Annotated in this window: 22 protein-coding genes; 6 read left to right on the forward strand and 16 right to left on the reverse strand. The window is 40.9% G+C overall.

The genetic code is table 11. The features are described 5' to 3' along the window. The first annotated feature begins 135 nt into the window (after nucleotides 1-135). The 3 genes from AB4140_RS01645 (at nucleotide 136) to AB4140_RS01655 (ending at nucleotide 3,802) form a co-directional block, all read left to right on the forward strand. The gene (locus AB4140_RS01645) at nucleotides 136-405 is read left to right on the forward strand and encodes a hypothetical protein (RefSeq protein WP_303410649.1); all 270 of its coding nucleotides are present in this window, start codon (nucleotides 136-138) and stop codon (nucleotides 403-405) included. A gap of 2 nt (nucleotides 406-407) precedes the next feature. Further along, nucleotides 408-2,504 carry an HD domain-containing phosphohydrolase gene (locus AB4140_RS01650; protein ID WP_371999525.1) on the forward strand — a complete coding sequence of 699 codons (2,097 nt, stop codon included), beginning with the start codon at nucleotides 408-410 and terminating at the stop codon, nucleotides 2,502-2,504. A 206-nt stretch (nucleotides 2,505-2,710) separates the two neighbouring features. Further along, nucleotides 2,711-3,802, forward strand: coding sequence for a GGDEF domain-containing protein (locus AB4140_RS01655; RefSeq protein WP_102531019.1), 1,092 nt, complete (start codon nucleotides 2,711-2,713; stop codon nucleotides 3,800-3,802). Between the two features lie 72 nt (nucleotides 3,803-3,874). Here the strand turns inward: AB4140_RS01655 and AB4140_RS01660 are convergent, their stop codons facing one another. The 3 genes from AB4140_RS01660 to AB4140_RS01670 form a co-directional block, all read right to left on the reverse strand. Beyond that, nucleotides 3,875-4,114 carry a hypothetical protein gene (locus tag AB4140_RS01660; protein ID WP_371999527.1) on the reverse strand — a complete coding sequence of 80 codons (240 nt, stop codon included), beginning with the start codon at nucleotides 4,112-4,114 and terminating at the stop codon, nucleotides 3,875-3,877. A gap of 446 nt (nucleotides 4,115-4,560) precedes the next feature. Further along, nucleotides 4,561-4,770: a cold-shock protein gene (locus AB4140_RS01665; protein WP_076539522.1), complete on the reverse strand. Its 210-nt coding sequence runs from the start codon at nucleotides 4,768-4,770 to the stop codon at nucleotides 4,561-4,563. Between the two features lie 394 nt (nucleotides 4,771-5,164). Continuing rightward, complete coding sequence (locus tag AB4140_RS01670; protein WP_102520781.1) at nucleotides 5,165-5,905, reverse strand: siderophore-interacting protein; 741 nt, start codon at nucleotides 5,903-5,905, stop codon at nucleotides 5,165-5,167. Between the two features lie 101 nt (nucleotides 5,906-6,006). Between AB4140_RS01670 and AB4140_RS01675 the strand changes: the two genes are divergently transcribed. Together AB4140_RS01675 and AB4140_RS01680 are read left to right on the forward strand one after the other, a co-directional pair. Continuing rightward, on the forward strand, nucleotides 6,007-6,441 hold the full coding sequence (locus AB4140_RS01675; RefSeq protein ID WP_102439129.1) for a MarR family winged helix-turn-helix transcriptional regulator: 435 nt from the start codon (nucleotides 6,007-6,009) through the stop codon (nucleotides 6,439-6,441). A gap of 365 nt (nucleotides 6,442-6,806) precedes the next feature. After that, nucleotides 6,807-7,802: a calcium/sodium antiporter gene (locus AB4140_RS01680; RefSeq protein WP_303445481.1), complete on the forward strand. Its 996-nt coding sequence runs from the start codon at nucleotides 6,807-6,809 to the stop codon at nucleotides 7,800-7,802. Nucleotides 7,803-7,936: 134 nt separating this feature from the next. On the opposite strand, the gene AB4140_RS01685 is transcribed toward AB4140_RS01680, so the two are convergent. From AB4140_RS01685 to AB4140_RS01700, 4 genes are all read right to left on the reverse strand, one after another. Next, nucleotides 7,937-11,227 (reverse strand): EAL domain-containing protein, encoded by a 3,291-nt coding sequence (locus AB4140_RS01685; RefSeq protein ID WP_371999530.1) that lies wholly within the window; start codon nucleotides 11,225-11,227, stop codon nucleotides 7,937-7,939. 472 nt (nucleotides 11,228-11,699) lie between these two features. Then, entirely contained in the window at nucleotides 11,700-12,593 is an 894-nt protein-coding gene (locus AB4140_RS01690; RefSeq protein ID WP_102520779.1) for a dienelactone hydrolase family protein, read from the reverse strand. A 161-nt stretch (nucleotides 12,594-12,754) separates the two neighbouring features. Next, nucleotides 12,755-13,486: an LrgB family protein gene (locus AB4140_RS01695; protein WP_241904037.1), complete on the reverse strand. Its 732-nt coding sequence runs from the start codon at nucleotides 13,484-13,486 to the stop codon at nucleotides 12,755-12,757. Nucleotide 13,487: 1 nt separating this feature from the next. Then, complete coding sequence (locus AB4140_RS01700; protein ID WP_303410666.1) at nucleotides 13,488-13,949, reverse strand: CidA/LrgA family protein; 462 nt, start codon at nucleotides 13,947-13,949, stop codon at nucleotides 13,488-13,490. 105 nt (nucleotides 13,950-14,054) lie between these two features. Between AB4140_RS01700 and AB4140_RS01705 the strand changes: the two genes are divergently transcribed. After that, complete coding sequence (locus tag AB4140_RS01705; RefSeq protein ID WP_371999533.1) at nucleotides 14,055-14,951, forward strand: LysR substrate-binding domain-containing protein; 897 nt, start codon at nucleotides 14,055-14,057, stop codon at nucleotides 14,949-14,951. Between the two features lie 652 nt (nucleotides 14,952-15,603). Here the strand turns inward: AB4140_RS01705 and AB4140_RS01710 are convergent. The 9 genes from AB4140_RS01710 to AB4140_RS01750 are packed head-to-tail and all read right to left on the reverse strand — an operon-like array spanning nucleotide 15,604 to nucleotide 24,439. Further along, a complete protein-coding gene (locus AB4140_RS01710; RefSeq protein ID WP_241901119.1) occupies nucleotides 15,604-16,182 on the reverse strand; it encodes an LPP20 family lipoprotein in 579 nt (192 codons plus the stop codon). Then, complete coding sequence (locus tag AB4140_RS01715) at nucleotides 16,179-17,432, reverse strand: transglycosylase SLT domain-containing protein (protein ID WP_157936439.1); 1,254 nt, start codon at nucleotides 17,430-17,432, stop codon at nucleotides 16,179-16,181. The genes AB4140_RS01710 and AB4140_RS01715 overlap by 4 nt, the downstream gene beginning before the upstream one ends. A 10-nt stretch (nucleotides 17,433-17,442) precedes the next feature. Continuing rightward, nucleotides 17,443-18,237 carry an ETEC_3214 domain-containing protein gene (locus AB4140_RS01720; protein ID WP_241901118.1) on the reverse strand — a complete coding sequence of 265 codons (795 nt, stop codon included), beginning with the start codon at nucleotides 18,235-18,237 and terminating at the stop codon, nucleotides 17,443-17,445. Between the two features lie 54 nt (nucleotides 18,238-18,291). Next, nucleotides 18,292-19,017: a hypothetical protein gene (locus AB4140_RS01725; RefSeq protein WP_102439142.1), complete on the reverse strand. Its 726-nt coding sequence runs from the start codon at nucleotides 19,015-19,017 to the stop codon at nucleotides 18,292-18,294. Further along, the gene (locus AB4140_RS01730) at nucleotides 19,017-20,309 is read right to left on the reverse strand and encodes a hypothetical protein (protein WP_102439143.1); all 1,293 of its coding nucleotides are present in this window, start codon (nucleotides 20,307-20,309) and stop codon (nucleotides 19,017-19,019) included. The genes AB4140_RS01725 and AB4140_RS01730 overlap by 1 nt, the downstream gene beginning before the upstream one ends. Nucleotides 20,310-20,326: 17 nt before the next feature. Further along, a complete protein-coding gene (locus tag AB4140_RS01735; RefSeq protein WP_371999536.1) occupies nucleotides 20,327-21,691 on the reverse strand; it encodes a hypothetical protein in 1,365 nt (454 codons plus the stop codon). Then, the gene (locus AB4140_RS01740) at nucleotides 21,688-22,815 is read right to left on the reverse strand and encodes a hypothetical protein (protein WP_102439145.1); all 1,128 of its coding nucleotides are present in this window, start codon (nucleotides 22,813-22,815) and stop codon (nucleotides 21,688-21,690) included. The genes AB4140_RS01735 and AB4140_RS01740 overlap by 4 nt, the downstream gene beginning before the upstream one ends. A gap of 8 nt (nucleotides 22,816-22,823) precedes the next feature. Further along, nucleotides 22,824-23,726, reverse strand: coding sequence for an LPP20 family lipoprotein (locus AB4140_RS01745; protein WP_371999538.1), 903 nt, complete (start codon nucleotides 23,724-23,726; stop codon nucleotides 22,824-22,826). Further along, nucleotides 23,726-24,439: a hypothetical protein gene (locus tag AB4140_RS01750; protein ID WP_371999540.1), complete on the reverse strand. Its 714-nt coding sequence runs from the start codon at nucleotides 24,437-24,439 to the stop codon at nucleotides 23,726-23,728. The genes AB4140_RS01745 and AB4140_RS01750 overlap by 1 nt, the downstream gene beginning before the upstream one ends. Nucleotides 24,440-24,858 lie beyond the last annotated feature (419 nt).

The following is a 24,858-nucleotide window of genomic DNA, read 5'->3' on the forward strand; positions in this document are numbered from 1 at the left end:
AAGCTATATTTTTTGAATTAAATCAATAATATCTAACTTTGAAAAATTTCAGCAATCCCTTTGGTTAACTTAGTTGTAACTTCACTAATAAATGCGCTATTGTTTAGTTAATGGAGTTTTTAGAGGTGATTAAGGATGAGCCAATTTTTCACTTTACTCAATCTTAGTTTACTAGACGTCACGTTAGAATATGTCACGTTAGCTGATGCCTCTGTAATAGATAGCATTACTCAGGCCAATGCCTTTCAAACCACTTATGTTGTTATTCTTCGCTATTTTACAAGACCTTCTGACGTTATACGCGCAGCTAGCATCAAACACCTCAAGCACTTAGTGGCATATTACGCCCCTGTGCTTCCATCAGCCCTTATTAGTCACAATAACTTAATAAGGGGCGACTTATAGATATGATTAACCTGCATTTAAGAAAGTCATTATTATTTGGACTGATTGTATTTTCATTCTGTATATCAATTCTGTATCTAGATAATCGCTCAGAAGATTTTGTCATCGATAAGCAAAAACAGCTTATCAGCGAAAACTTATTTAAATTAAAAAAAGAGCATATTACTGATCTTGTTTCATCGGTGCATATCGCAGCTGAAGCAACCCTTAAGCGCGAATACCAAAAACAACAAACTAATCTACAAACGCATTCGCAACAATTCAAATTAGTACTTAATAACACCCCTGAACATCAACGCTGCCAAGTGCTACAAACTTTAGCCGCTGACGATGATGAGTTTCAATACCAATTAACACAATCAGGACAAGCTCTTTGTCAGTCATCCCATAAGCCAAGTTTACACTCCTCTAAGCCAGACAATACCTTGGCTGAAATAAGTATTAACACAGCGATTGCTGATGATATGCAAATGACACTGTCATTATTACCACCTCAAGTTATCAATGAAGCGAAAAAAAGGATCGCTGCCTTTATTAGGCTAATTAAACTGCAGAACCCAGAAACCTACGTTTGGGTAAATGAAGTGATTAATTACGCCGGTGGTGATGACTTTGCCATTAGAAAAGTTCACCCTAGCCAGCCTGAAACCGAAGGGCAGCTATTATCAACCCTCAGTCAAGACATCAAAGGTAACTACCCCTTCCAGATGGAGCTTGATGGCATTAATGCTCAAGGTGAAGTTTACTTCGAGTATTATTTCAAACGTAATACCAATGATGAAATCGTTAAAAAACTGGCCTATGCCAAATTATATAAGCCTTTTGATTGGATTATCGCCACAGGGGTATATGTGGATGATTTAGAATTTGCAGTAGATCAAGAGATCAACAAGCTGATGGTTGAGCTCAATTTTTACAATAATCTGGTCGCCATTATCGCCATCTTTTTATCCGTGTTACTGGTTATATGTTTATACGTGATAGAAAGAAATGCCCTTAATAGCAAAGAGCGAGAGCTGGCACTAAAACACAAGCAACAAGATGTAAAAAACTACCGTCAAGTACTATCATCTATGCTTGATTTAGTGGAGCGGCGCGATAGCTACACCGCTGGTCATACGCGGCGGGTTGCACAATACTCAGTGATGATAGCTAAAGAGATGGGCTTTAGTAATGCTGAAGTGGAAATCCTCTATGAATCAGCAATCATGCATGACATAGGTAAGATATCTACACCCGATAGTATTCTACTAAAACCAGGTAAACTCACCTCGCAAGAATACAAAATTATTCAGCAGCATTTAGACAGCGGCTACAAGCTACTTAGCTCTATCAAAGCCTTTAAAAAACATGCTGAGATCATCAGGTGCCATCATGAGCATTACGATGGCTCGGGCTACCCTAGGGGACTTAAAGGCAAACAGATCTGCCCACTTTCTCATATTCTCATTTTAGTTGACGCCTTTGATGCAATGACCTCAAAACGTATCTATAAAATGAGTAAATCGAAACAAGAAGCTATCGCAGAAATAAAGGCGCTGGCAGGTAAACAATTTTGCCCTGATACGGTAAAAGCAGCTGTGCCAGTGCTAGAGAGTGCTAATCTAATTCCTGTTGATCATAATTATTTAAAGGATGAGTTTGAAGAAGCAAGGCTTGCCTATTATTACAAAGATTCGCTTACCGGTTTATATAACTATCGATATCTAGAGCACGTTATTACGTTAAACGAAGAGCTATTTAGCAAACATTATCATTGCTGTTACGTCATCAGTTTGTTCAATTTTGGTCAATACAATAAAACCCACGGCTGGCTCGAAGGTGATAAAAAACTTACCTTTATAGCCAACAAGTTAACTGCATTTTTGCCAGAGTCGTTAATTTTTAGAGTGTTTGGCAATGACTTTCTTATCTTAACCCTAGAGCATATAGAGCTAGATGCAAAGTCGCTAATCGCGCAACTAGAACTTGATAACCTTAATATTGAACTTGCGTTAGAGCATATCAATATTGACCAGCAGCAAATCCACAATGTAACTCAATTTACTGAGATTATTAACAAGATAGTTAATAAGAAGACTTGCCCCAATATGCCCTAAAGTTCTGTATCAGGCTTGTAAAGCAACAGCATGAATAGAGGGTATTCATGCAATACTGTCTAACTAATAGTCACGAGATTAATCATAAAATAATCGATCAAGTAGCCAAAATGCGAAATAAAAATTAACTAAAAAATTAACTAATACTATAATGTTAACTGAGGGTTTGAGTCGTATCTCGTAGTATTAATCTAAGGAAGTCAATAATGAAATGGTTACCTGCTAAGTGGGTGTTAGATAAAGAGGCAGAACTATCATTTCAACAATCTTTAAATCAACGCTCACGCACAAATGCAGTAATGATGAGTTACATCTTAATTACGGTGTTGCTATTTTTTACCCTATCTTCATTTGCAGCCACTAATTATACTTTCGCCGACATCTTAACCCGTATTGTCAGCCTCCTAATTGCAATGGTAATGATTTTCAGTATTAAAAAATCAGCCACCTGTTACCTTGATTCGATACTGTTATTTTTTGCGGTGCTGTTTACCCTCATCAATGGTTTATTCTTTTATAGCTATGCTATTAACCATCAAGAGCTCCATGAAGGCGGCCCTATGCTGTCAGCCATTTTTATTACAGCCATTCCCATACTTCACTTAGGTCAAAAGTTCATTATTTGGCTGTTACTGGGTGTTGCTCTGCTTATAATCCAATTCAACACCGAGGTGGATATCATTTGGAGTATAAACTTCTATGTGATAACAGTTGCTATCATGACCGCGATGCAATATCAAACGGATGTACTGCTGAGAAAACAATATAAATACGAGTTAATTCAAACACAAAAAGCGCAAACTGATAAGTTAACAGGGATTCATAATCGCTATAATTTCGATAAGCAATTCTCGACTCTGTTACACAATTTAAAACAGGGGCAGTACCTTTCATTGGCGATGATCGATATTGACCACTTTAAAAAATATAATGACCGCTACGGGCATTTAATGGGCGATAAAGCCTTGGTCAGCTTTGCCCAGTTACTTTCAAACCAAGGTGCCGATATGGTGGTGCGCTTTGGTGGCGAAGAATTTATTTTGGTTTCTGTCAGTTCAAATCAAAATAAGCACTGGCTTGAAGATCTCCCCATGCAGCTTAAACGGCTCGAGATTGAGCATAGTGATTCAGCAACCGGGTTTCTGTCAGCATCCGCTGGGGTGGTCAGTGTTAGTGCCAATCAGCGTCACCTCGTTAATAAAACCAAGCTTTTAACCTTAGCCGATCGCTGTTTGTACCAAGCGAAAAAAGCCGGTAGAAACCAAGTGTGTCGCCAAAAGGTATCTTGTGAAGAATAAGACTTAAGTTAAGCTTGAGGCAAAAGTTGCAGTTGAGGCTGAGAATGAACTTGCGCTCACCGCCAGATAGCATCATTCGGATGAGTCTTTTTTATTTGCTTCTCTAGCAACCAAAATAAAGGTTAAATACATTTTAGTTGGCAGTGACAGCACCATGCCAAAAGCGACACACATCGAGCTGATGATAATTCCCTTAACGCCCATTGCGGCTAGGGTATCATTAAAGTTGTGCAAATAAACCCCAAGTAAAATTAAGTAAATACCAATGGTTATGCAGGTTCTAAGCAGTAGTATTAATTGTCTATTGCTCACTTAATTCTCCTCAGCTTAATGGTACACACCTTGGCATAGCACACCGACATTGTAGTCAATATATAGCTAAATTATGCCACCATTGTCAGTGAGTGTCGCGGCACAGGTTACGTTAAATATTACCAAGCAGTTAAAGAGCTTATTCTGACAAAAGATGGGTTAACCAGCTAAGCTTTTAGCTTTTATTAAAATAGCTCTCTTAAAGCCAAAAAAGGCTACCAGGCTTAGAAGATTAAATGCGTTCCAGCTAGCGCTTTAGTTGCAGCATTTTTAGTTACTAAGCTTAAGCGCCTTGATGTGATACACAGATCGTTATACCTTGAATTTCAGACACAAAAAAGCGAACCCAAAGGTTCGCTCTTTTAATAATTACGATAAATAGGTAAACCTAAAAGCGTAATTATTTGAAGTAACGTACTGGCTAGCCAGTGACGTCGACTTTCAAATTAGATAGCAACTACGTTAGCTGCTTGTGGGCCTTTTTGACCTTGCTCTAAATCGAAAGAAACTTTTTGGCCTTCAGCTAAAGTTTTGAAACCTTCAGAAGCGATAGCACGGAAATGTACGAATACATCTGCGCCGCCATTGTCTTGAGTGATGAAGCCGAAACCTTTGTCTTCGTTAAACCATTTTACGATACCAGTAGTGTTAGACATAATGTGTCCCTTATATAATTAAGAATTAAAAAATTTATCGCGAAAATGCGATGCGCTGAGAGCTGAATTATTTAATGTGACGATGAAGCTAAGGGAAACACAGAGGAACAACGATAACGTAGAATTCTGAGGCTTTACTTTTACTTGATGTTTCATTAATAACTCTGAATGTCAGAGCGAGGTGAATCTTACATTAGTTTAAAAAATTGTAAAGGTATTATTTTATTTAAATATCAAAACAGCCAGATATCTGACCACTGACTAACAGGTATATAGCACAATTAATCGCTAATATACTTATGCTTAGCAGTAATTATAGCTCTGGCTGCTATGGTTTAGCTGTGATTGATAATAATATAGCTTGTCACTTGGCTATGACGGTTATCATGGATATTTACAGTGGATTAACTTTTTTCAACGCCCCGAAACGATCAGCATCAATCCCTTGCTTCCAATAGCCAACAGCAAAGATGTTAAGCCTTTCAAAACCAAGCTCTTGTTGTAATACGGGCTTCAAAGCGCGTATTTGACCAGCTTCTAGCCCCATAAAGACATGACTATCCTTGGGTAAGTCTTTAGCGATTAGTTGTACTTGTTGCTCAAGGGTTATTGTTGACTCATCTTCAATAAACCAATGAGTATTTTTTGAATCGTCATAATCCATCTCAATGATATCAGCACGGGTAGGCACGCTAATAATGGCCTTTAATTGGGCATCAGGATTAAATCTAGGCACGTAACCATTTATGGCATTTACAGAGGTGATATCCCCCACCAGCAAGTAACTATGGTGATTAAAGTCAGTTAATTTCATCAAACCTGGGCCCGCTATACTAATACGGTCGCCCACTTTTGCCTTTTTTGCCCAACTGGTGGCAGGACCTTGGTGACGGTTAATCACAAAATCTAACCCTAGCTGGTTAGTGTGTGGGTTAAAAAAACGAATCGTGTACGAACGCATTTTTTGCGCTTCATCGCCCGTCGATGGCAAAAACACTTTAACGTGCGCGCCTTCAAGCCCCTGCGGAAAACCTTGTAAACTGGTTCCGCTAAAGATAATTCGACGTAAATGAGACGACAGCTCAATAATCTCTGCAACCTGTACAGAGCGCAAATTGGGCTTTCTAGGCTTCATAGAGACATCCTCTTCGACTTGAAAAAAAGCTAGTAAGTTGATAAGGTCAACTATAGTTAACATTGTTGACTAAGTCAACTAATTATCAGGACCAACCAAAAATGAGTCACTTATCCATTTCTGATGCGATTTTTAACATCGCACATTCATACCGTTTAGCCATGCGATCTTCTCTTAAGGCTAATGAAATTGGCTTAAATGCCATGCATGTTAAATGCCTTAGCTTGATTAACAACAGTCACACTTGCACCGCAAACGATATCGTTAACCTTTTAGCCAGAGATAAAGCACAAATTGCTCGGTTAATAAAAGAAATGATGGATAACCAATGGCTAACGAAAACGGCAAACCCAGAAGATAAAAGAAGTCAGATATTATCACTGACTGCAGACGGTAAAAAACTCGCTGTACTGATTGCAAAAACCCAAAACGATGTGAATCAAAAAATGCTGCGAAACCTGCCAGTTGAAGACTTGGCCACATTTACACGCATTGCTGATGCGCTCTTTAATAACCTTAATGACAATGAAGAATAAGCGGCCTTTTAGTTAGTTGCCTTTATCTTAGCCGGTTTTTAGCATGACAAGTCTCTCCTAGCACTAAGGCTTGTAAGCCGAGCGATATCAGTGCTAAATACTTGGCAGTAGCTTTGACGCGAATAGCCACAAATTTGCTATTGAAACGAATCGAATAACAGATTAAAATGCGCCCAAATTTGAGGGAGTAGCCGTTCTGTCACCACGACAGGAGGTTGTGTCAACATAATTGGTCGAAGACCATGGTGCAATCAACGCTTAGCATTAAGCGTCTGGCGAGACTCGAATGACCACACGCATATAGCTAGGGCTGGGCGTGGGTTTTTCGTGTCTTAACACAACCAGCCCTTGCAGTGCGTTATATTATGTTGTCATTATTTTTACCTTTACTTGCACTCGTTGCAGGTCTTATCGCTTTATCTGTCAGTGCCGACCGGTTGATCGCAAGTTCTGCGACTCTGGCTAAGCATTGCAAAGTCTCTATGTCCTTTATCGGTATGACTGTGGTGGCTTTTGGCACCTCAGCTCCAGAACTTCTCGTGTCCTCTATCGCAGCCCTAAATGGTGCTGGCGAACTCGCTATTGGTAATGGTATTGGCTCTAATATCGTTAATATAGGATTAGTGCTTGGCATTTGTGCTTTACTCGTGCCGTTATCCATTAAAGTCCATTTCATTCGTCGGGATTTACCTATCTTAATCGCGGCAATCTTATTTTGCGCCCTGTTAATGTCAGACGGCAATTTAGACTTCCCAGATGGCTTATTACTACTAGTAGCGTTAGCGGCATATTGTGGTTACCTAGCCTTTTTAGTGGGTAAAGGCGAAGCTGACGCAGAAGAAGTTGAGTTTTTAGAAATATCTAAAAGCCGCTCTGCTGTGGAAACGCTATTAATGCTAAGTGTGCTGTTAGCCGCCTCACAACTGATGGTTTGGGGCGCTGTAGAACTGGCTAAAGCTGCCGGGATCAGTGAGTTAATCATTGGGCTAACCGTTATTGCCTTTGGTACCAGTTTACCAGAGTTAGCAGCAGCCATTGCTGGAGTGCGCCGCGGTATGCATGACATGGTATTTGCAACTGTGATTGGTTCAAATATTTTCAATATACTTGGGGTGATTGCCTTCCCTGCGCTGTTAGGTGACAAGCAGCCATTACCAGAATTATTGGTCGCCCGTGATTACCCTATGATGCTGTTACTCACCGCTATCGTCGCTGTGGCATTTATGGTTACTTATTTTAAACAAAGAAACATCCCTGCTACTGAAAAAAGTTATACCTTTGGCCGCACTGCGGGGGCGCTGTGTTTAGTGAGCTTTAGTGGCTATATGCTTTATCTCGGCGCTGTGACAATGCAGGCCTAGTTGGCTAGGTAAATATTAACTAGGTAACCATTGGCTAGGTAAACAAAAGACAAATAACAGTGGGGTTCGAGTGCCCCACTGACCTTTACCCTTCGCTTACTTAACCTTCTCATTCCTATTCTGTGTTTTCTTGATTACTGCCAAGCGCTATCAGGCTTCCAACTCTCTGCCCACATTGGTAATTGCTCAGCAGGCATTGGCCGTGCAATACCATAACCTTGCGCTAGCATGCAGCCCATAGACAATAGCTGGGTTCCATGTTCGATGGTTTCAACACCTTCAGCAATAACTTGGCGATGAAAAGCCCGCGATAAACTAATCACCCCCATCACAATGGCGCGGTCATCAATATCAATCAGCATGCCTTTGACAAAACTCCGATCAATCTTCAGTAGGTTGGCAGGTAAACGTTTAAGGTAAGTGAGTGATGAAAACCCTGTGCCAAAGTCATCAAGCGCAAAGCTGACGCCAATATTAATGCATTGCTCCATTGTCGCCAGCACTTGCCCCATATCCCCCAGCGCGCTGGTTTCTAGTATCTCAAGCTCCAATGAACTCGGTTTAATCAACGGTCGCTGCGCTAATGCTGCTGAGAGTTTGGCAGTAAAATCTTTTTGTTGTAATTGTAAGGCGTCAATATTAACGCTGACAGCAATATCAAAGCCAGCAAGGGTCCATGAATACATCTGTGAAAGCGCGGTATCAATAACCCAATCTCCCAAAGTGACACTGATGGAATGATTATCAATAAAAGGAAGAAACTCCCCAGGTAATAGCAAGCCTTTCTCTGGGTGCTGCCAACGGATCAACGCCTCACAACCGATCACAGTGCCTAATTTCATATTCACTTTCGGCTGGTAATATAAAACAAACTCATCTTGCAAAATCCCCCGCTGAATATTATCAATCACCTCAAGGGTGCTTTGTAAGGATTTGTCTTTATTGACATCAAACAGGTGATAGCGGTTTTTGCCACTTTGTTTAGCTATATACATGGCCTGGTCGGCATGGCGTATCAGTTGATCTGCACTCACACCATCTTGAGGGTACAAGGTAACGCCAATACTGGCAGACACCTGCAAAATGGCTCCAGCAGCTTTAATCGGACAACTTGCTACCTCTAGCATCCGCTCTAGAACCAACTCACAATCGTGCATGCTTTCTAAATCCACCAGTAAAGCAATAAATTCATCACCACCAATACGGGCCAGAATGTCTCCATCTCGCAGAGTTTCGCTCATTAACTGCGACAAAGTAATTAGCAACTCGTCACCGACATTATGGCCATAGGTGTCATTAACGGCTTTGAATCCATCTAAATCAAGGTAAGCCACGGCTAAAAATTTTCCGCGTCTGATGCTCTGACTCATTGCATGATCCAGTCGTTCCGCCAGCATTACCCGATTGGCTAACCCTGTTAGCGGATCATAATGGGCAATGTGTTCTAGTTGTTGTTGATGGCGCTTCATTGAGGTGATATCTGAAAACAGTGCGACATAGTTTTGGGTTTGCCCCTCGGAATCTGTAACCGCACTAATGGTGATTAGCTCGGCAAATATGTCGCCATTTTTACGCTTATTCCACAGCTCGCCTGACCACTGCTTATGTTGTAATAACGATGCCCACATCCTGTTGAAGAACTCGCTGTTGTGCCTACCTGAGTTTAAAAAACGTGGGTTTCTGCCAATGACTTCTTCTCGCTCATAACCGGTAATCGCGCTAAAAGTGGCGTTAACATCAATAATAACCCCATTAATGTCGGTGATCATGATGCCCTCACGGGCATGAGTAAAAACACTGGCTGCGAGTTTGAGTTGATCTTCAATTTTTTTATTATTACTAATATCAATAACTTCAATAACTCGTGCATTACAGCCTTTATAAGTAATATTTTTTCCCTTAATGCTTAGCGGATATCGTGTTCCGTCCTTGCGAAGGCCTTCAGCTTCAAAACTATTTCTATCATCTTGATGCATTCTTATTTTTACCGTTTCAAGATACTCTTTCGCGATTAATTTCAAACCATCCATACCAATGAGCTCTGAGTAACTGAAACCAGTAATAGTGGATAAACCATTATTACACTCAAGGATACGGCCCTGATCATGGATAACAATACCGCCATAGGTTGCTTCGCTAAGAGCCCTAAAGCGCTCCTCACTTTGCTGTAAAGTCGTTTTAGCCTCTGCCAAACGTCGATTAAACAAGTGCATATAGAGAGTGATACTACTGGCTAAAACCACCAAAAAAAGCGCTATGGATAATACCGGGTAGAGCCAGTTAGGAGTTGATGTAGGGCTATCATTATAAATAAAGCCATCAAGGTGACGAATATCATTGACCACACTGGCCTTAGCAAAGGTATTTGCCATATGTTGCCAGCGATCAGAGTTCATATGCCCAATTTGGATCAAATTAGGCAGAATCAAGTTTTGCATTGCATTAGCTTCATAGAGCAAATGCTCACGGGTTTTATTAACCTGATACTTAGCCATTAATATATCGACTATTTCTTCAGGGTTGTCCATGGCATAGCGCCAACCTTTGAGGGTCGCTCGCCTCATTGCCGCAACACGTTTTGGATAATTATTTAACTCAGCTTCAGTAGTGAAAAAAATATCACTGTAAAAATCAACTCGGTAGCTTACTGGATCAATAATGTCATAGGGGACATTAGCTTGAGCAAGTACATAGGGTTCATTGGTAATATAAGAGTTAAAAGCATCCACCTTGCCCGTGATTAAATCATCAAGCTGAAAGCTGCTGGGGACGATCTCAAGCTGTGACAAGGAAATGCCTTCATTAACTAACATGGTCAAAAAGCCTGCATCTTTATCCTTATTCGCCAGCATCACTCTTCTGCCAATAAGGTCATGGGCAGAGCGTATTCCTGACTCTTTTAACGTCAACAAGATAGATGGTGAATGCTGAAAGATAGCAGCCAAAGCAATAAGTGGTTCACCTAAAAGGCGATGGTATAGCACCTCACTGTTACCTACTGCATATAAAGCATTACCCGATAACACTTCGGCTACCGGTAAGCGTTGCGGATCGCCTTCAAGCAAACGAACCTCAAGACCTTCTTCTTGATAAAAACCCTTTTCTAACGCAGCATAATAGCCGGCGAATTGAAATTGATGATGCCAACGTAACTGCAAATATACGATATCCACTGCTTTTGTTGACGCTAGTGATAACGATTCTGATATTTGGGATATTTTGAGCTGTGCTGAGGTTTTTACAGAGCGTTCAACTAAAGGCTCAGATTTAGGCTCTGATAAGGGGGCAGATAAAGCAGCAGCGAACGAGCTAGATACGCTTACGATTAACAAAGTCACTAAGACAAATAGCACACACACAACTGCTGCACGACGCATCATCGAAGCATAGATACAATTTCTGAGCGATAATAAACCAAACCACATGCAGTAAACCTTAGCGCTAACAGTCGATAAAGGGTGCTAAATGCTGTACTTAAACCATGAATTTATTGGTACTGAGATTAAGAAATAAACGGCATTGCCATCGCAGGGAGGGGAATATAACTAAAGCTATTAGAATCTAAAAATTGCTCTTCTTCCCTGATATTAAAATCGACTTAAACCGCTAAAACTACTTTTTATCTTTGCAGCCAAAACACTGAATAATAAAAGTATAGAAGATAACAACACCTTCGCCATCAGCCAGGCTAGTTTAATCTAAAAAAGTGTCAAATAACGCCAATTTGTGGCAAGTATGTATTCAAGCTGAGTGTGAATAGCTTGGATATACTGCCAATAAAATATGCAAACCGATAAGATAACCCAGCAAAGAGTTCACCTGACTCTGAACTCTGGAAAAATAGCACTGAGCAGGTGGGCAAGTTAACACATGCCCACACACAGCTTAGCGCTCAACTCAGGCTAGTCTTGCTTCAAAAAATGCCACGGTTCTTGACCAAGCAAGTTCAGCATTTTTCTCATCATAACGGCCGGTAGAGTCATTATGAAAACCATGATTAGCATTGGGATACATGTGCATAACGTAATCGACATTGGCCGCTTTTAAATCCGCTTCATATTCTGGCCATGACGCATTAACCCGTTTATCAAGCTCACCCAATTGGATCATCAGTGGCGCCTTAATATTTGGCCGTAAGGCTTTGGCCGCTGGCGTACCATAAAATGGAACTCCGGCATCAATCAGATCGCTTTCTATCGCGGCTAAATAATTCACCATATAGCCACCAAAACAAAAACCTACTGCCCCCAGTTTACCGTTAGATTGCTGATGTGATTTTAAAAACTTAGCAGCGGCAACAAAATCATATTGAATTTTTTCACGCTCAAGGGTGCGCTGCATGGATCTGCCTTCATCGTCATTGCCAGGATAGCCACCTAGCGGAAACAAGGCATCAGGCGCAAACGCAATAAAGCCTGCTTTAGCCAGCCTGCGGGCCACATCTTTGACGTAAGGGTTTAAACCTCTATTTTCATGAATAACCAATACCACAGGGAATTTACTATCAGGGTTTTCTACAGCTTGGGTGGGTAACACTAAATAGCCTCGACCTTCGCCATGGCCTTGGGGGGACGCAAAGTTCTGATAACTGGCTTTAATGTCACTATCGTTAAATGACACTTGCTCGGCTAAGGCATAATTAGGTAATAGCGCACTGGTTAATACTGTCATGGAATAGCCCAGCGCCACTAAACCGGTTAATTTTTTCATAAAAGTACGACGGTCCATACCGCCATGGGCATATTCATCGTACCAATCAAAAGCTTCTTGTGGAATATTATTATTTTTCATATTTTACCCATATCAAATTAGCGGCGCTGGTGTATTGACTTGATTACTATTAACTCATCGCAGCATTTACCTAAACAAATGAGAATAACAATCAAAACCATTTTGACTAATTAATATGCGGTAAGCTTGCTTAAAAAGCAAACATAAAGCAGTTGATTTATTTACACTAAAACATAAGCAAATAACGGCGCGCCAATCACCATAGCAATACCGGTAAAAATCATGGTTAGGCTGGCCACAACCCCTTCCTCTTGGCCAATTTCAGCCGCCTTGGCCGCGCCCACACCATGGGCAGCGCCGCCTAAAGCTGCACCTTTTGCCAATGGGCTTTTAATTTTGGCTAATTTAAATACAGGGCCGCAAAGTAACATGCCTAGCACCCCAGTAATTAATACTAAGGTTGCAGTTAAATCAGGTGCACCGCCAAATGCGGTAGTTGCCTCAATAGCAAATGGGGTTGATACTGAACGCACCAGTAAACTGTGTGATAGCTCAGGCGGTAAATAAACAAACTGCTCAATCAGCCATGAAGATAATAATCCCACCAGCAAACCAGTAATCACCCCAATGCTAATTGTTAATGGATAACGGCCAATTAACTTACGCTCACGGTATATGGGCAGCGCAAAGGCAATAGTTGCTGGCGCAAGCAAAGCGCTAAGATAATGGTTATAAACAAAATAAGTAGGTAACGGCACTGAAAAAATCACTACCAATACCATTAAACTTGCCGGTGTTGAAATAATCGGTGACAACCACCAGTAATGGTAATGACGGTATAAAAACTTACTTGTAAAATAAGCCACTAAGGTTGCTAGCAGACAGATTAGCGCAGCGGTTTGTGATGTCATCCATGGCGATGTCATTAACGTTAATGAGCTAAGAAACTGCATATTAAACTCCCACCGTATCTGACGTTGCCAGCGCTGCATCTGCTAACATTTTTGTTGCTCTTTTGCGACTTGCGCGGTTTCTACGGCGCTCGAATCTAAATACCCTATCAATAACAAAGCCGGTGATCACTAACACTGAAATACTGCCCAGCACTAAGGTGAACATCAAACTACCCCCAAACTCTTCAAACATAGGAGCATAATGGATTGAGGCGATAACGGGAGGAATAAAAAACAGCAATAATTCACCAATTAACCACATTGCGCCAACGGCCACAAACCGCTCAGGTAACCACTTAAATGCCAGCAGGCTGTACAAAAAAATCAGGCCAATCACACTACTTGGTATGGGTAACGCTAACAGCTCAACCAAGTATTGGGCGCTAAAAGCTAACCCACACAAAAAAGCCACTTGTAACAGCAAATGGGAAGTTCGTTTTACAAACAGCAGGGAGGAAGTCATAACACATCAGATTGAATTAGTTTCGATGTGGCTATTTTACCCTTGCAATAAAAATAAAAATAATGAATATTATTTACCAAATAGATAACTAATGGTTATGTAATTATGGATCTTAAAACGCTGCAATATTTTGTCGACATCGTAAACTGTGGTGGCTTTAATCGCGCTGCAGAAAAAATCCATATTAGCCAACCTGCGCTGTCAAAATCCATCACCCAATTGGAAGCTGAACTTGAGCTTACGCTACTCACCCGTGGTAAACGCGGCACAGCCGTAACCCTTACCAGCTACGGCCAGCTGGTGTATGACTATGCGCAGCAGTTACTCAGCACCAAACAAGCGCTGTTTGATGAAATAGCCTTACTGAAAGGGCTCCATAAAGGGCAGTTAAAATTAGGCTTAGCGCCACTGGGCAGCGCCGAGCTATTTGCGCCAATTATTGCCAAATACCAGCAACGTTATCCACACATTAATAATCAGCTGTTAGTTCGCGGTGGAGTGCAACAAACCTTAGCATTAAAAAATGGCGAAATAGAGCTAGCAACAGGTATTATCGAGCTTAATCAAGAGTTTGAAGGGATAGCAATTCATACTGAGCCTATGGTCGTGGTGCTGCCAAGTCAGCACCCGCTGGCAAGGCTACCGCAAATATCCATCAAGGCACTGGATAACTGCGAGCATATCTTATTTGAAGCTGAGTTTTCACTGCATGAGATGGTCATTAATGCTTATCAACAGGCTGCTATCAGCATAGAAAGCCCCACCTTAGTGAATCAACCTGAGTTTGGCATTGCGCTGGTGGCTGCAGGTACGGGGATAATGTTATTACCTAAGTTTATTGCCGAGCGTTATCAACTGGAAGGCGTGGTGCAGCGTGAACTTATTGATACCAATTTAAGCTGGAAGATGAATTTATTTTGGAGTAAAGGCAAGCCATTATCTTTTGCCGCAATTGCCATGATTGAGCTGGTTAAAGAGCACCTCAAGCAGCTAGCGCTATAAATGCTCAAGTCGAATCACTTTAGATGACATGTCTCGCTATCAAAAACCACGTAAGTGATAAAAGAAATGGACCGATTCTAAAGACATTTTAGGGCATAAGTGATTGAGTAATGCCGCAGTGGACGAAAACCCGGGCCAAGCGGCGGCTTTTTGCTTTTTCTGGCAGACCTTGTTAAAAGTAGTCACGACTGACCCAAGATGCGCCAGTGAACGAACACGCAATGACATAAGAGCCATGACAAAGTTTTCGCTTCTTTACATGTACACTTTAGCATTCTCGTGAAATCTAGTACGCTCTGATTTCCATCAGCTATCCTTACGGCCATACCCATGATTGAAGTTTCAAAGAACTTCATTAGCTGTTGAGTTGACATCATCCTTTTATTATCTTCCGCAGCTTCATGTGCTATGAATTTCTCGCCTTTCCAATCTAACAAGTTTACTAGCAAGAATCAGGGCAAGATAACGATGCCAATTTACAATAGAATACGGTCTTAGATGTTATATCACATTCTAAGACCTTCTATTACTTAATAGGATCCAGTTAAAAGCTATAGCCAATATCTGCACCGTTACTGATACTCAGAGTTTCACCGAGTAAGGTGAAACTCATTTCTGATGAATCATAAGTAGTGACTTTATAGCAAACTTATTAAAGCTTTTTTGCAGATGAAAGTTCAGCTTCTAGCTCTTTCATCGCTTTTTGAGTTTTAAATTCAGAATAAAGTACGGCTTCATCGTTAGGATCTAGCTTTTTACCAGACTCTTTAATTAACTTGTCAAATAAAGGCTTAGTATTTTCCATAATGACTAATGCACACAATTGTTTTTGATCATCAATACGAGCAAAAGCGACTTCTTTTGGTATTGCGCCTACAAGACTTTGTTCAGCAATCTGTTTGCTTACTTGTGCAAAGCTTGAACTACTTGTAGTCGTGTCATCTTCTTGTTGCTGTTGGTTAACTAGCTTATCCATCACCATTGCTTTAGTGTTTATTTGCGCAGCTAGATCTGCACGTGCGTTGGCAATCGCTTGTGCTCTACTTGCAGCCATATTACCGCTCCACTGAACACAGCTTGAAGATGCTAAGCCTGTTTCATGTGTCGGCATCAATACCCAACTCGGGACACTGTCATTTTCAGCTAGCGGTGTCGACTGAGGCTCTTGAGTGCTACTACATGCACCAACTAAAAGAAGGGTGCTAGCGATCATTAAATGTTTCTTCATCATAATTTACTGTTTCCATTCCATGTGGGTAATTTTGCTTGGTATTGCTCTTCTAATTTACGAACTTTTTTAAGGTAATTCTTAGTTTCAGAATAAGGTAAATCTTGCATTAGAGTGTGATAAACCTGCTCACTAGACATGGTATTTATTTTCCCTAATGCTTGTTTAACATTGCGATTGCTACCACCATTAAATGCCTTAGCGACATTACCTGCACCGGTATTGTAAGCCGCTATAACGCAGTATTTTCGACTTTGAGGATCAATAATGCCCTTAAGGTAGCGCTCAGATAATATCGAAAGATAGCCTGCTCCATAGAGAATATTTGTTTCTGGCTGATAGAGTTCGTTTGCGGTGGGAGCAGCTTCTTGTTGAAGCAACTTATTAGCCACATCCATTCCTGCCGATCTCGGGACAATCTGCATTAAGCCAAAGGCTGGTATATGGGATTTTGCTTCTGGATTAAATGATGACTCAGCATGGGAGATTGCTAACAATAAAGCCAGTTCTTGTCGCTGCTCACTGGCTTGTGTATTAAACGAATCCAAATATGGTGATGCCTTTTTATATAAATAGTCGTCAGGTAACGCAATCGTATACGACTGTATATTCTTATACTTCACATCCTTCTTTTTAACTTGCTCTACTTGTTTTTCAAGGTTTTTAACTCGTAACTGCTGTTGCTTATCAAGCTGTTGCTTCTTAGTCTTTAGCTCAGTTTCAGTAAGCCTTTCGTCAGCCTCAAAGCTATTTACGACTTGCTCATGCTGCACAATAATTTGTTGTTTTAGCAAAATTTCAGATGCTTCGACTTGAGGTTGCTGAATCATTTTTGGCGTTGTTTGCTGTAACAATTCAAAAGAATCGTCATTGTCGATGACGATTTTTACTAACGTCGCTGTATTGCTTTTATCCAGTTCTGCTGACGTTAAAGGATCATCCCCAACAAGCTGCTCTATGGTTAACGTATTGGCTTGTTCGTTAACAATAATCCTGCTGTTTAAATCGTCACTATAAACAATTTCTTGCTCAATTGAGCTTTGCGCAGGTGCAGCCCATTGCTCTAGCAGTTGGCCACGAAATGCATCATATTCTGCCAAGTATTGCTGCCTAAATGTGTCATATTCTTGCTGTCTTTGTTGGCTGAAATCCTGTTGCTGCTGTTTCCAGCCTTTTTTAAACTCATCAAAAGAGGCATCTGTTGCGAGTACCAAAGACGGTAGAAGTATCATTGGTAGCAGTAGTTTACGCATGACTATGTCCTTAAAAGTAAGCATTGAATTCATACTTTGTCAGCAATGAATCTGCAATATATTGCGGTGAAATCTCAGAAATGCCATAAAAATTAGCAGTATAAGCCGCTAGTTTTTGTGTTAATTGGCTTACCTCTGCAGAATTGTCTTCTAACGTTGCATGTTCAAGCTCATTCAAGGTTAAAGTAGCATTTGTTTGAACTTGTTCATATTCAGTGAAACCGGCCAACAAATTTAAGTACATTCCCTGTGCCCCTAATTCTTTAGATTGCAGGTAGTAACTCACATTTTGATAATCATAAAAAAATAAATTTGAATCAGCTGTTATATCTGCAATGGTATTGGCTTTAAGTAAGTGGTCAGTAAAAGGTACTGCTGGGGTGAACTCAGCAAGTAACGGATTTTCATGTTGTAAGCTATGTAGCACAATTCCCACAATGCGCTGCTCTTTGTTAATTAGCGTCAGCAGATATTTAGGATCTTTATAATAACGATATTCGATATTGGGATCTAAATTCGAGGTTTTAATCACCTGAGGAATACCCACACTCTGCTGCACAAACTCAAGATAATTACCAATATCCAAAGCTGCTACTCTTTTATCCTCTATCTGGTGAGTAAAATGAGTAATGAATGCTTGATAACCCTCTGTAAGTAATTGCTTGGTGTCAGCCCAATTACCCAAGCCCATTAGCACCACCATCAGCACTAAAAAGCCTGAAGCGACTCGAGCAAAAAAGCCTTTTTTCTTGGGCTGGCCACCGGTATTGACGGTGTTTTTATTTAAAATATCTTGAGCATTCATTCGCTAAATTTTTATCCTTTACGTTTTACAATATGGCTTTATTGTTCTTAGTGATTAAAAATAACTACTTAAATCATCGGCTTGACTAGCTTCAATTTGTTGTAATTTGTCCTCTGCATTTTCAAGCAATTGCAGACAGACTGGCTCATCACAGGCCCCCATTAAGTTCACCACTTCATCAAATTTTTCAGCGGCTAACCATATTTTCCCGACGGCTATTTTACTTTGGTTTAGGGTTAATTTTTCAGGGTGTAAATGTTCGTCTAAATAGGCTAAAGCTGATGCTAAATCAGTTTGGCTCGCAATTAATGCCACCGCATCGGCTTGTGTTCGCCTATGCTGTAACGCCACCTTTAGCATCGCACGTAATAACTCAATATCACCGTCTTCTGCTGCCCACCAAGCGCCAGTGAGTGCCAGCCCGGCTATATTATATGAAGCATCACTAGAACTAACCTTACCTTCACAATTCAAACCATCGTGTGTTTTTTCTTGTTGATAATCCGTAATATTGGCATCTATAAAACTCAATGGTTTTGGCAGTACTTGCGACGTACGCGCCATTAAATCAGCGCGCACTTGCTCTCGTAGCGGTAACGTTAACGCACGCCGACAAGCTGCTTGTAAAGCAGCTTTTGAGTGTGTTTTTAAAGCCACCACTTTAGCGCTACTACCATTTGCCTCACTAATAAAAAAAGGGCTAGTTTCTCTAACGACACCACTACTATCTACGGAAATGTCGCCAGAGAAAATCGAGGCAGCTAAAACAATAGATAGCATTAAAGCTCCTCGGTGCTCGATACCTTGCCTGAAGCTGCTTGTGGGTTTGCCGCGTTATTATTTACACCGCCAACAGCCTTAATTTTGCGAGCTGAGTTATCGCTGGCATTTAAACTTTGCCCACCCACTTGCATCTCCTTATTGGCTTTTTTCGCTGTAGCTTCAAGGCTTGGTGAATACACTGCAATACTGTACTGCCAGTAACCATCTTCACTACTAAAGCTTTTTACACTGACACCCGCAGGCAGTGTTCCCTTTGCTAGTGTCGAGTAATCATCAGATTGTTTAAATTGGTTAACAAAGGTTTCACGATCATTTTCAAGCACTTTTACTTGCTGAGGATCTTGCATGTAAGGGTCGTCATATTGAAATTGTGAAGAACCTTCCATTTGCTTTTCATCAAAGCTACCTTCCCAATACACTTTCTCACCTTGCATGGTTGCCAATAATGCTGAGCGAGCTCGGGTTTGCGATTGTGACTTGGCTGCAGAGCGTAACTTATTGGCTACAGACTTATTTTTATTTTGTCGAATAATCGCAGAGCCATACCCCATAACAACAACTTCACCGGTTTCTGCATGGGTGAGGATTTTAGCGCCGACTGGAGGTAACACCCCACCTTTGATATCGCTAACAACTTGTTTAAAAATGCTATTAGGATCTGTGGTGACCGCTACTGCACCATGCTTTTGACGCACTTGAGCACGTGTTTTAGGCGTAGAAATTAAACTCACACGCACATTACTTGCTGCAACATCGTCATACACATCAAATGTCACGAAGCCTGCAAGAGAACCTGAGATCGACTCCTTACAGGCTTCCATCATTTTTGTTTGTGTATTGGCAACACTATCAACGCCAGTATCAATCGCATCCATACTGGTCTGAACGAGATTACTACATTGATGATCAACCCCTGTCATGTTTTCGATTAGCTGCTTTTTTGCGATCAAGTAAGCTTGGTTATAGGCGCCTCGCTTAGATAGTAATGTGGCATTGAGGTTGTCATAGGTGGTGTAACTGACGCTACCAATAGACAAAATCCCTGTTCCACTACCAACCTGGATCATTTTGACACCGTCTTCATCATTTTCAATCAACGCTTGATGTGCAACCGCAACCGCCAAACTGGCATCATCAGCGACGATGGCATCACCTTGCACGAGCACATCATCGCTATCAACCTGTTCAGCACCAGGTCTTGCCGGCACCATATCGGTTAAATCAAAGTCATCGCTCGCCATTGCTGGCATAGAAAGCGAAAGCGCTAGAGTTAATATTCTTAATTTCAAAATAGTTTCCTTACTTTTTAATATCTAAGAGTAAAATCATTTTCAATACTGATGGCGGATAATCTGTTACCAGTGGTAGTTAACACTTGATGCACGGCATCAGCGAGGTCACCTGTCGCGCCTTTATATCTCAGGCTAGCAACAATGTTGTTATCTTTTTCATATATGGTCACATCAGACACTCCGCCCAAGGTACTTAACAATGCTTGAAGTTTTTGCGGTTGCTTGATTTGGGATTGGGGTAACCATATTTGGCGGACTAGTCCGCCTCGAGCAACAACTTGAGTAAACGCCTGTTGCAACGCTTGTTGTAAATCTTGGGCTTGTTGTTCATGGGCAAGATGAACTGACATTAAGTCTTGTTCAACTCGCTGACCACTGGGCAAAGCTAATAGCGCAGGGTTATTTTTCCAGTAGCCATAGATATTACCGCTCAAATCTTGAACGCTCACATTGAGGTGTAATCGACTGGTATTGGTGGTATTCGCTAACTCAGCAGCGGCCAATACCACTAAACTAGCCACGTTAGCGACTTCCACACCTTGCTCACCTAACCATAAGGTTAATTCGGTTTTTAAAGGCTCTGGCGCAATCACTTTCACCCGCGGCGAGCCTATTACTGATAAAAGCTTGGATGCTTGCTGCACTAGCGGTTTTTTTTCAACTACCGCATGCAATGTCACTTGCAAACCATCATTATCGATATTTTGGCTATCTAAAATCTGCCACTCTTTAACTAAACCTTCGCTATGGCTGGATAACTGTTGCCCAATAAGCTCTTGCATTTGGGTGGTTTCAGTATCATTTAACACCTGTAAGTTCATCAATGATGACTGACTGTGCTGCTGGGTTAACCACACGCCAACCACCTGTGAAACAGCTCGTTGTAAAGCATCCATTTCAGCATGATGACGAGCGGTTTTGCCATTTTTAGGCCAACCTTCACCCGACACGGTAACACTGATATTTTGAGTACCTTCTTCCCAGTTTTGATGGCTAGGAGCAGGAATATCCAGCAAAGACAAGCTAACGCTGACACAAGTATCATTACCACTTAAGCTAGGTGATGAGGTGTTTAATGGAATAGCCCCCATACTTAACCCCTCAATAATGTCACTACGTTGCTGCTCATAAAGGCGCACAGTGTCATCATCTAACGATGCTCCTAAAAACTGATTATTGTCGGTAATAGCTAAACTTTTATTACCTTTAATAAATGCTGCCAGCTCTGCCGCAGCTTGGGTTTTAGCACTAGAAATAGCCAAGTTACCACGACCATAAGCGCAGGCAGTTGTTTCCATCATGCCATCAGGGAGAACCTTCACCTCTGCCGCCAGTGGCGTAGACAATAAGGCTAATAAACTTAAGCCTATTGTTCTCATGTGCGTTTCTCCAAAAAGCCTTGTGGCGTCCCTACAGAAACAGCAAATACCTTACTGTTAGGATTAGGGCGATAAATTCCACCTTTAGCTTTTTTCTTGATTGAATCCGCAAGGTCATTATCTTTCCAGCGAATGATCTCGCCAATAGAACTATTGGCAGAAGGAGTCACATGAGCAACACCAATAGGTTCAACAAACCCTGCTTCATAGCTAAATACAATCATGGTTTCATTGGGTAATACACCTGCATTTTGACCACGGTCTAGACTTAGTTGATTACCTTTTATACCCATTACCTGAGTAGTTGCAGGCATTTCTGTCAGCATACGCGTTAATAAAATATCAATGCCACGAGAAGCCATATCATTGACTACGGCATTAACATGAGCACTATCAAAATAACGGAAGCCACTCACATAACGATTGCTGGCAGTGACGTATTTGAGTTCAGACCGCTGGCGCACATCTTCAGATTTAACTCTAATTTTGCCTAAATTAGGGTGAGATAATTTTTCACGAGTGTAAGGATTAAGCACCGAACTGGTTAGCTCTAAGGTGTAATCCATCCAACTGGTGATACTGCCTTCATTTTTAACCGTTCGTAGTGAATCTAATTTAACGATGTAATCTGGATGAAGCACTTGCTGGCTACTGACTTTTTCAGCTAATGCTTTAGCCCCTTGCTGATCAAGAACTGTTTGTTGTTCTTGTGAGACAGTTTTATCGTCACGGGTAACAATTCTAAAACGATTAATGCCAGCAAACTGATTCTCTAGCATCATTAACAGTTGCTGATCTTCAAAGGCACTTAATGCTTCAACCCCTTCCCCTTCACCAGTAACCCTAGCGACGTCAAAATACATCCGGACAATAGGTTTTTTCAGTGGGCAGCCATCATTTTCATTGTTTACATCGAAACTACAGCGGTCTAAACCCTGAGTATCAAAATAAGACGGAACACGAATGTCACTGTCTTTAAATTCGTAAGCACTTTTTGCCACTTCCGCATTAGATGCTCGATTACTGACTTTATCTGTGCGAGTCTGCTGTGCAGGAGTACTTTGACAACCCGCCAGCACAGCTAAAGCGAGTAGAGAAAAAGAAGCATATTTTACAAATTTCATAACAAATCCTAATTATCGAACATCCAATTACTGATAGGGTCTTGTACTTGTGTTTCTAACTGTTGCAGCGCAATTGACTTAGCTATCGCAGAATCAGCACCGACGCCTTCGGCAACAACATTGCGCTGATGTAATACTCTAAAAGGTGACTTGGTTTCTGTAATCGAAAGCAACATACTGGCTCGGGCTAAGCGCTTAGTGCCACGATTAGCATACTTCCATTTAACATTCGCTTTGACCCACAAAGGCGTATCACCTCCATGAGGAAGTGCACTGCTTAAAGCTGACTTGACTGCGGCTAATTCATGACTGGCGATGACTTGGCAGGACACAGAATCAAATGCCTGCCGCTTATGCGCCATAAAACCATCAAGCTGTTGATAAAAAACACTCTTTTCAGCACTAAGGAGACTCAGTACTCTCAAGCGTTTATTGGCAAGTTTGAACGTTTCATCATAACGAAGCGCCCAAATAAACTTCTGGCTGGGTTTTGCAGGAGGGGGTGACAGACGGGACAAAATAGCCAACTCATTTTCTAAGTTAGCGATGAGTGTCGATTTTTTTATTCCAAGCAGTAAAGCTGTTTCAGTGTCGACTTGCGCAGCCTTTAACTCCTCTACACCTTCAAGTGTAAAAGGCAAACTACTCATCTGACTCGTTTGCGTAAATTGGCTTTCTGCATGGCTGTTTTTAGTCGTTATAACCTGAGTTTGTTCAACGCTATAATCAACACTTAATTGCGCTACGATCTCGCTTAAAGCCGCATCTCTGGCAGCGATACGATCGCTGCCAGTCCCAACGCCAATGATGTAATCATCATTGTTAGGAGTATGCGTTACCCACTCAGGCCAAGCATATACAGAAGCGCTAAAAGCAATTGCCATAAAAAAGGCAAATAGGCTTTTAATCATTAGCTTTTAGCTTCCTGCTCTTGTTGAAGCTGTTTAACTGCATCAATTGTTTCTTTTTCTAAATCAATAATTTCATTAGCTTCTAGTGCGAGTGATAATTGATCCGTGGCTTTTAATAACGCAGTGCCAAGATCTTGTGGATCCTCTTCTTTTTCTTCTTTATTTCCGAAGTAACCACTTACAACATCTAATGTATCTTGACCTACTTTAACAGCAGTTGCTTGCGCTACTGCTGTACCATGTTCAGATAAAATATAAGCAGACTTAGCCATTTCTAACATCAAAGTCTTTGTTAACTCAACATTTTGGTTGTAAACATTTTCATTAGCTTGGCTATAAGCATTAATTTTTGGTGCAATTTTTTCTTCTTCAGTTTTAGCGCCAGCATCAAACTCTGCAATGGCAAGCTCAAGCTCTTCAGGAGTGGCATCTTTATAAGCATATAAAAATGCTTGTACATCCCTGAAGTTTTCAGTTTGCTTTCTATATTCACCAATAACATTACGCTGACGTTCTAATATCGCAGCCGCCATATTCAAAAACTCATCAACACCAGGTTGAATAGTTACTGGGTTATAGCCTAAGTTATCCATTTTGACAGTAAGCTCTGATACAGCTTGATCTCGATCAAGCGTTGCAGCGTTATCAGATGTTGAAGCACAGCCAGTAAATAATGGTACGCAGATTAATGCACAGATGAGAGATTTTTTCACGTGATAGTTCCTTTGATAATAGAATTATCAAGGAAGAAGGCGCAGGCAAATATTATAAAAAATGGATCTTCCATAATAAATTTCTTAACTCTTCCCTGAATCGTGGTTTCATACTACAACAATAAAAAAATATAAACCACAGGAAAGTAACGCATTTTTACATCACAACCACAAATTTAGACACTCAGCACAAACCGACAACAACCCAGTAAATAGCATGTACATTAGAAAAAAAACACAAAATAAAACTATTACAAAAACAAATTACAGAATAAAATTCCGCATATAAATTAAAAAATAACAACTAGGTTATCGTGAACGATAAAATTCACTCAATATTTATTAATTTAATATAAAAATATTAATATCTTTATATTAAATTTTTGAAATATATAAAAAGTACTTTTCTCTTCCTCCTC

The organism is Shewanella sp. 10N.286.51.B2 (assembly GCF_041469265.1).
Lineage (GTDB): Bacteria > Pseudomonadota > Gammaproteobacteria > Enterobacterales > Shewanellaceae > Shewanella.

Coding starts and splice junctions, on each gene's coding strand:
- AB4140_RS01650 (WP_371999525.1), top strand. CDS start 408: ATGATTAACCTGCATTTAAGAAAGTCATTATTATTTGGACTGATTGTA.
- AB4140_RS01705 (WP_371999533.1), top strand. CDS start 14,055: ATGGATCTTAAAACGCTGCAATATTTTGTCGACATCGTAAACTGTGGT.
- AB4140_RS01675 (WP_102439129.1), top strand. CDS start 6,007: ATGAGTCACTTATCCATTTCTGATGCGATTTTTAACATCGCACATTCA.
- AB4140_RS01655 (WP_102531019.1), top strand. CDS start 2,711: ATGAAATGGTTACCTGCTAAGTGGGTGTTAGATAAAGAGGCAGAACTA.
- AB4140_RS01710 (WP_241901119.1), bottom strand. CDS start 16,182: ATGATGAAGAAACATTTAATGATCGCTAGCACCCTTCTTTTAGTTGGT.
- AB4140_RS01690 (WP_102520779.1), bottom strand. CDS start 12,593: ATGAAAAATAATAATATTCCACAAGAAGCTTTTGATTGGTACGATGAA.
- AB4140_RS01700 (WP_303410666.1), bottom strand. CDS start 13,949: ATGACTTCCTCCCTGCTGTTTGTAAAACGAACTTCCCATTTGCTGTTA.
- AB4140_RS01665 (WP_076539522.1), bottom strand. CDS start 4,770: ATGTCTAACACTACTGGTATCGTAAAATGGTTTAACGAAGACAAAGGT.
- AB4140_RS01735 (WP_371999536.1), bottom strand. CDS start 21,691: ATGAGAACAATAGGCTTAAGTTTATTAGCCTTATTGTCTACGCCACTG.
- AB4140_RS01720 (WP_241901118.1), bottom strand. CDS start 18,237: ATGAATGCTCAAGATATTTTAAATAAAAACACCGTCAATACCGGTGGC.
- AB4140_RS01715 (WP_157936439.1), bottom strand. CDS start 17,432: ATGCGTAAACTACTGCTACCAATGATACTTCTACCGTCTTTGGTACTC.
- AB4140_RS01745 (WP_371999538.1), bottom strand. CDS start 23,726: ATGATTAAAAGCCTATTTGCCTTTTTTATGGCAATTGCTTTTAGCGCT.
- AB4140_RS01670 (WP_102520781.1), bottom strand. CDS start 5,905: ATGAAGCCTAGAAAGCCCAATTTGCGCTCTGTACAGGTTGCAGAGATT.
- AB4140_RS01685 (WP_371999530.1), bottom strand. CDS start 11,227: ATGTGGTTTGGTTTATTATCGCTCAGAAATTGTATCTATGCTTCGATG.
- AB4140_RS01695 (WP_241904037.1), bottom strand. CDS start 13,486: ATGCAGTTTCTTAGCTCATTAACGTTAATGACATCGCCATGGATGACA.
- AB4140_RS01725 (WP_102439142.1), bottom strand. CDS start 19,017: ATGCTATCTATTGTTTTAGCTGCCTCGATTTTCTCTGGCGACATTTCC.
- AB4140_RS01740 (WP_102439145.1), bottom strand. CDS start 22,815: ATGAAATTTGTAAAATATGCTTCTTTTTCTCTACTCGCTTTAGCTGTG.
- AB4140_RS01680 (WP_303445481.1), top strand. CDS start 6,807: ATGTTGTCATTATTTTTACCTTTACTTGCACTCGTTGCAGGTCTTATC.
- AB4140_RS01645 (WP_303410649.1), top strand. CDS start 136: ATGAGCCAATTTTTCACTTTACTCAATCTTAGTTTACTAGACGTCACG.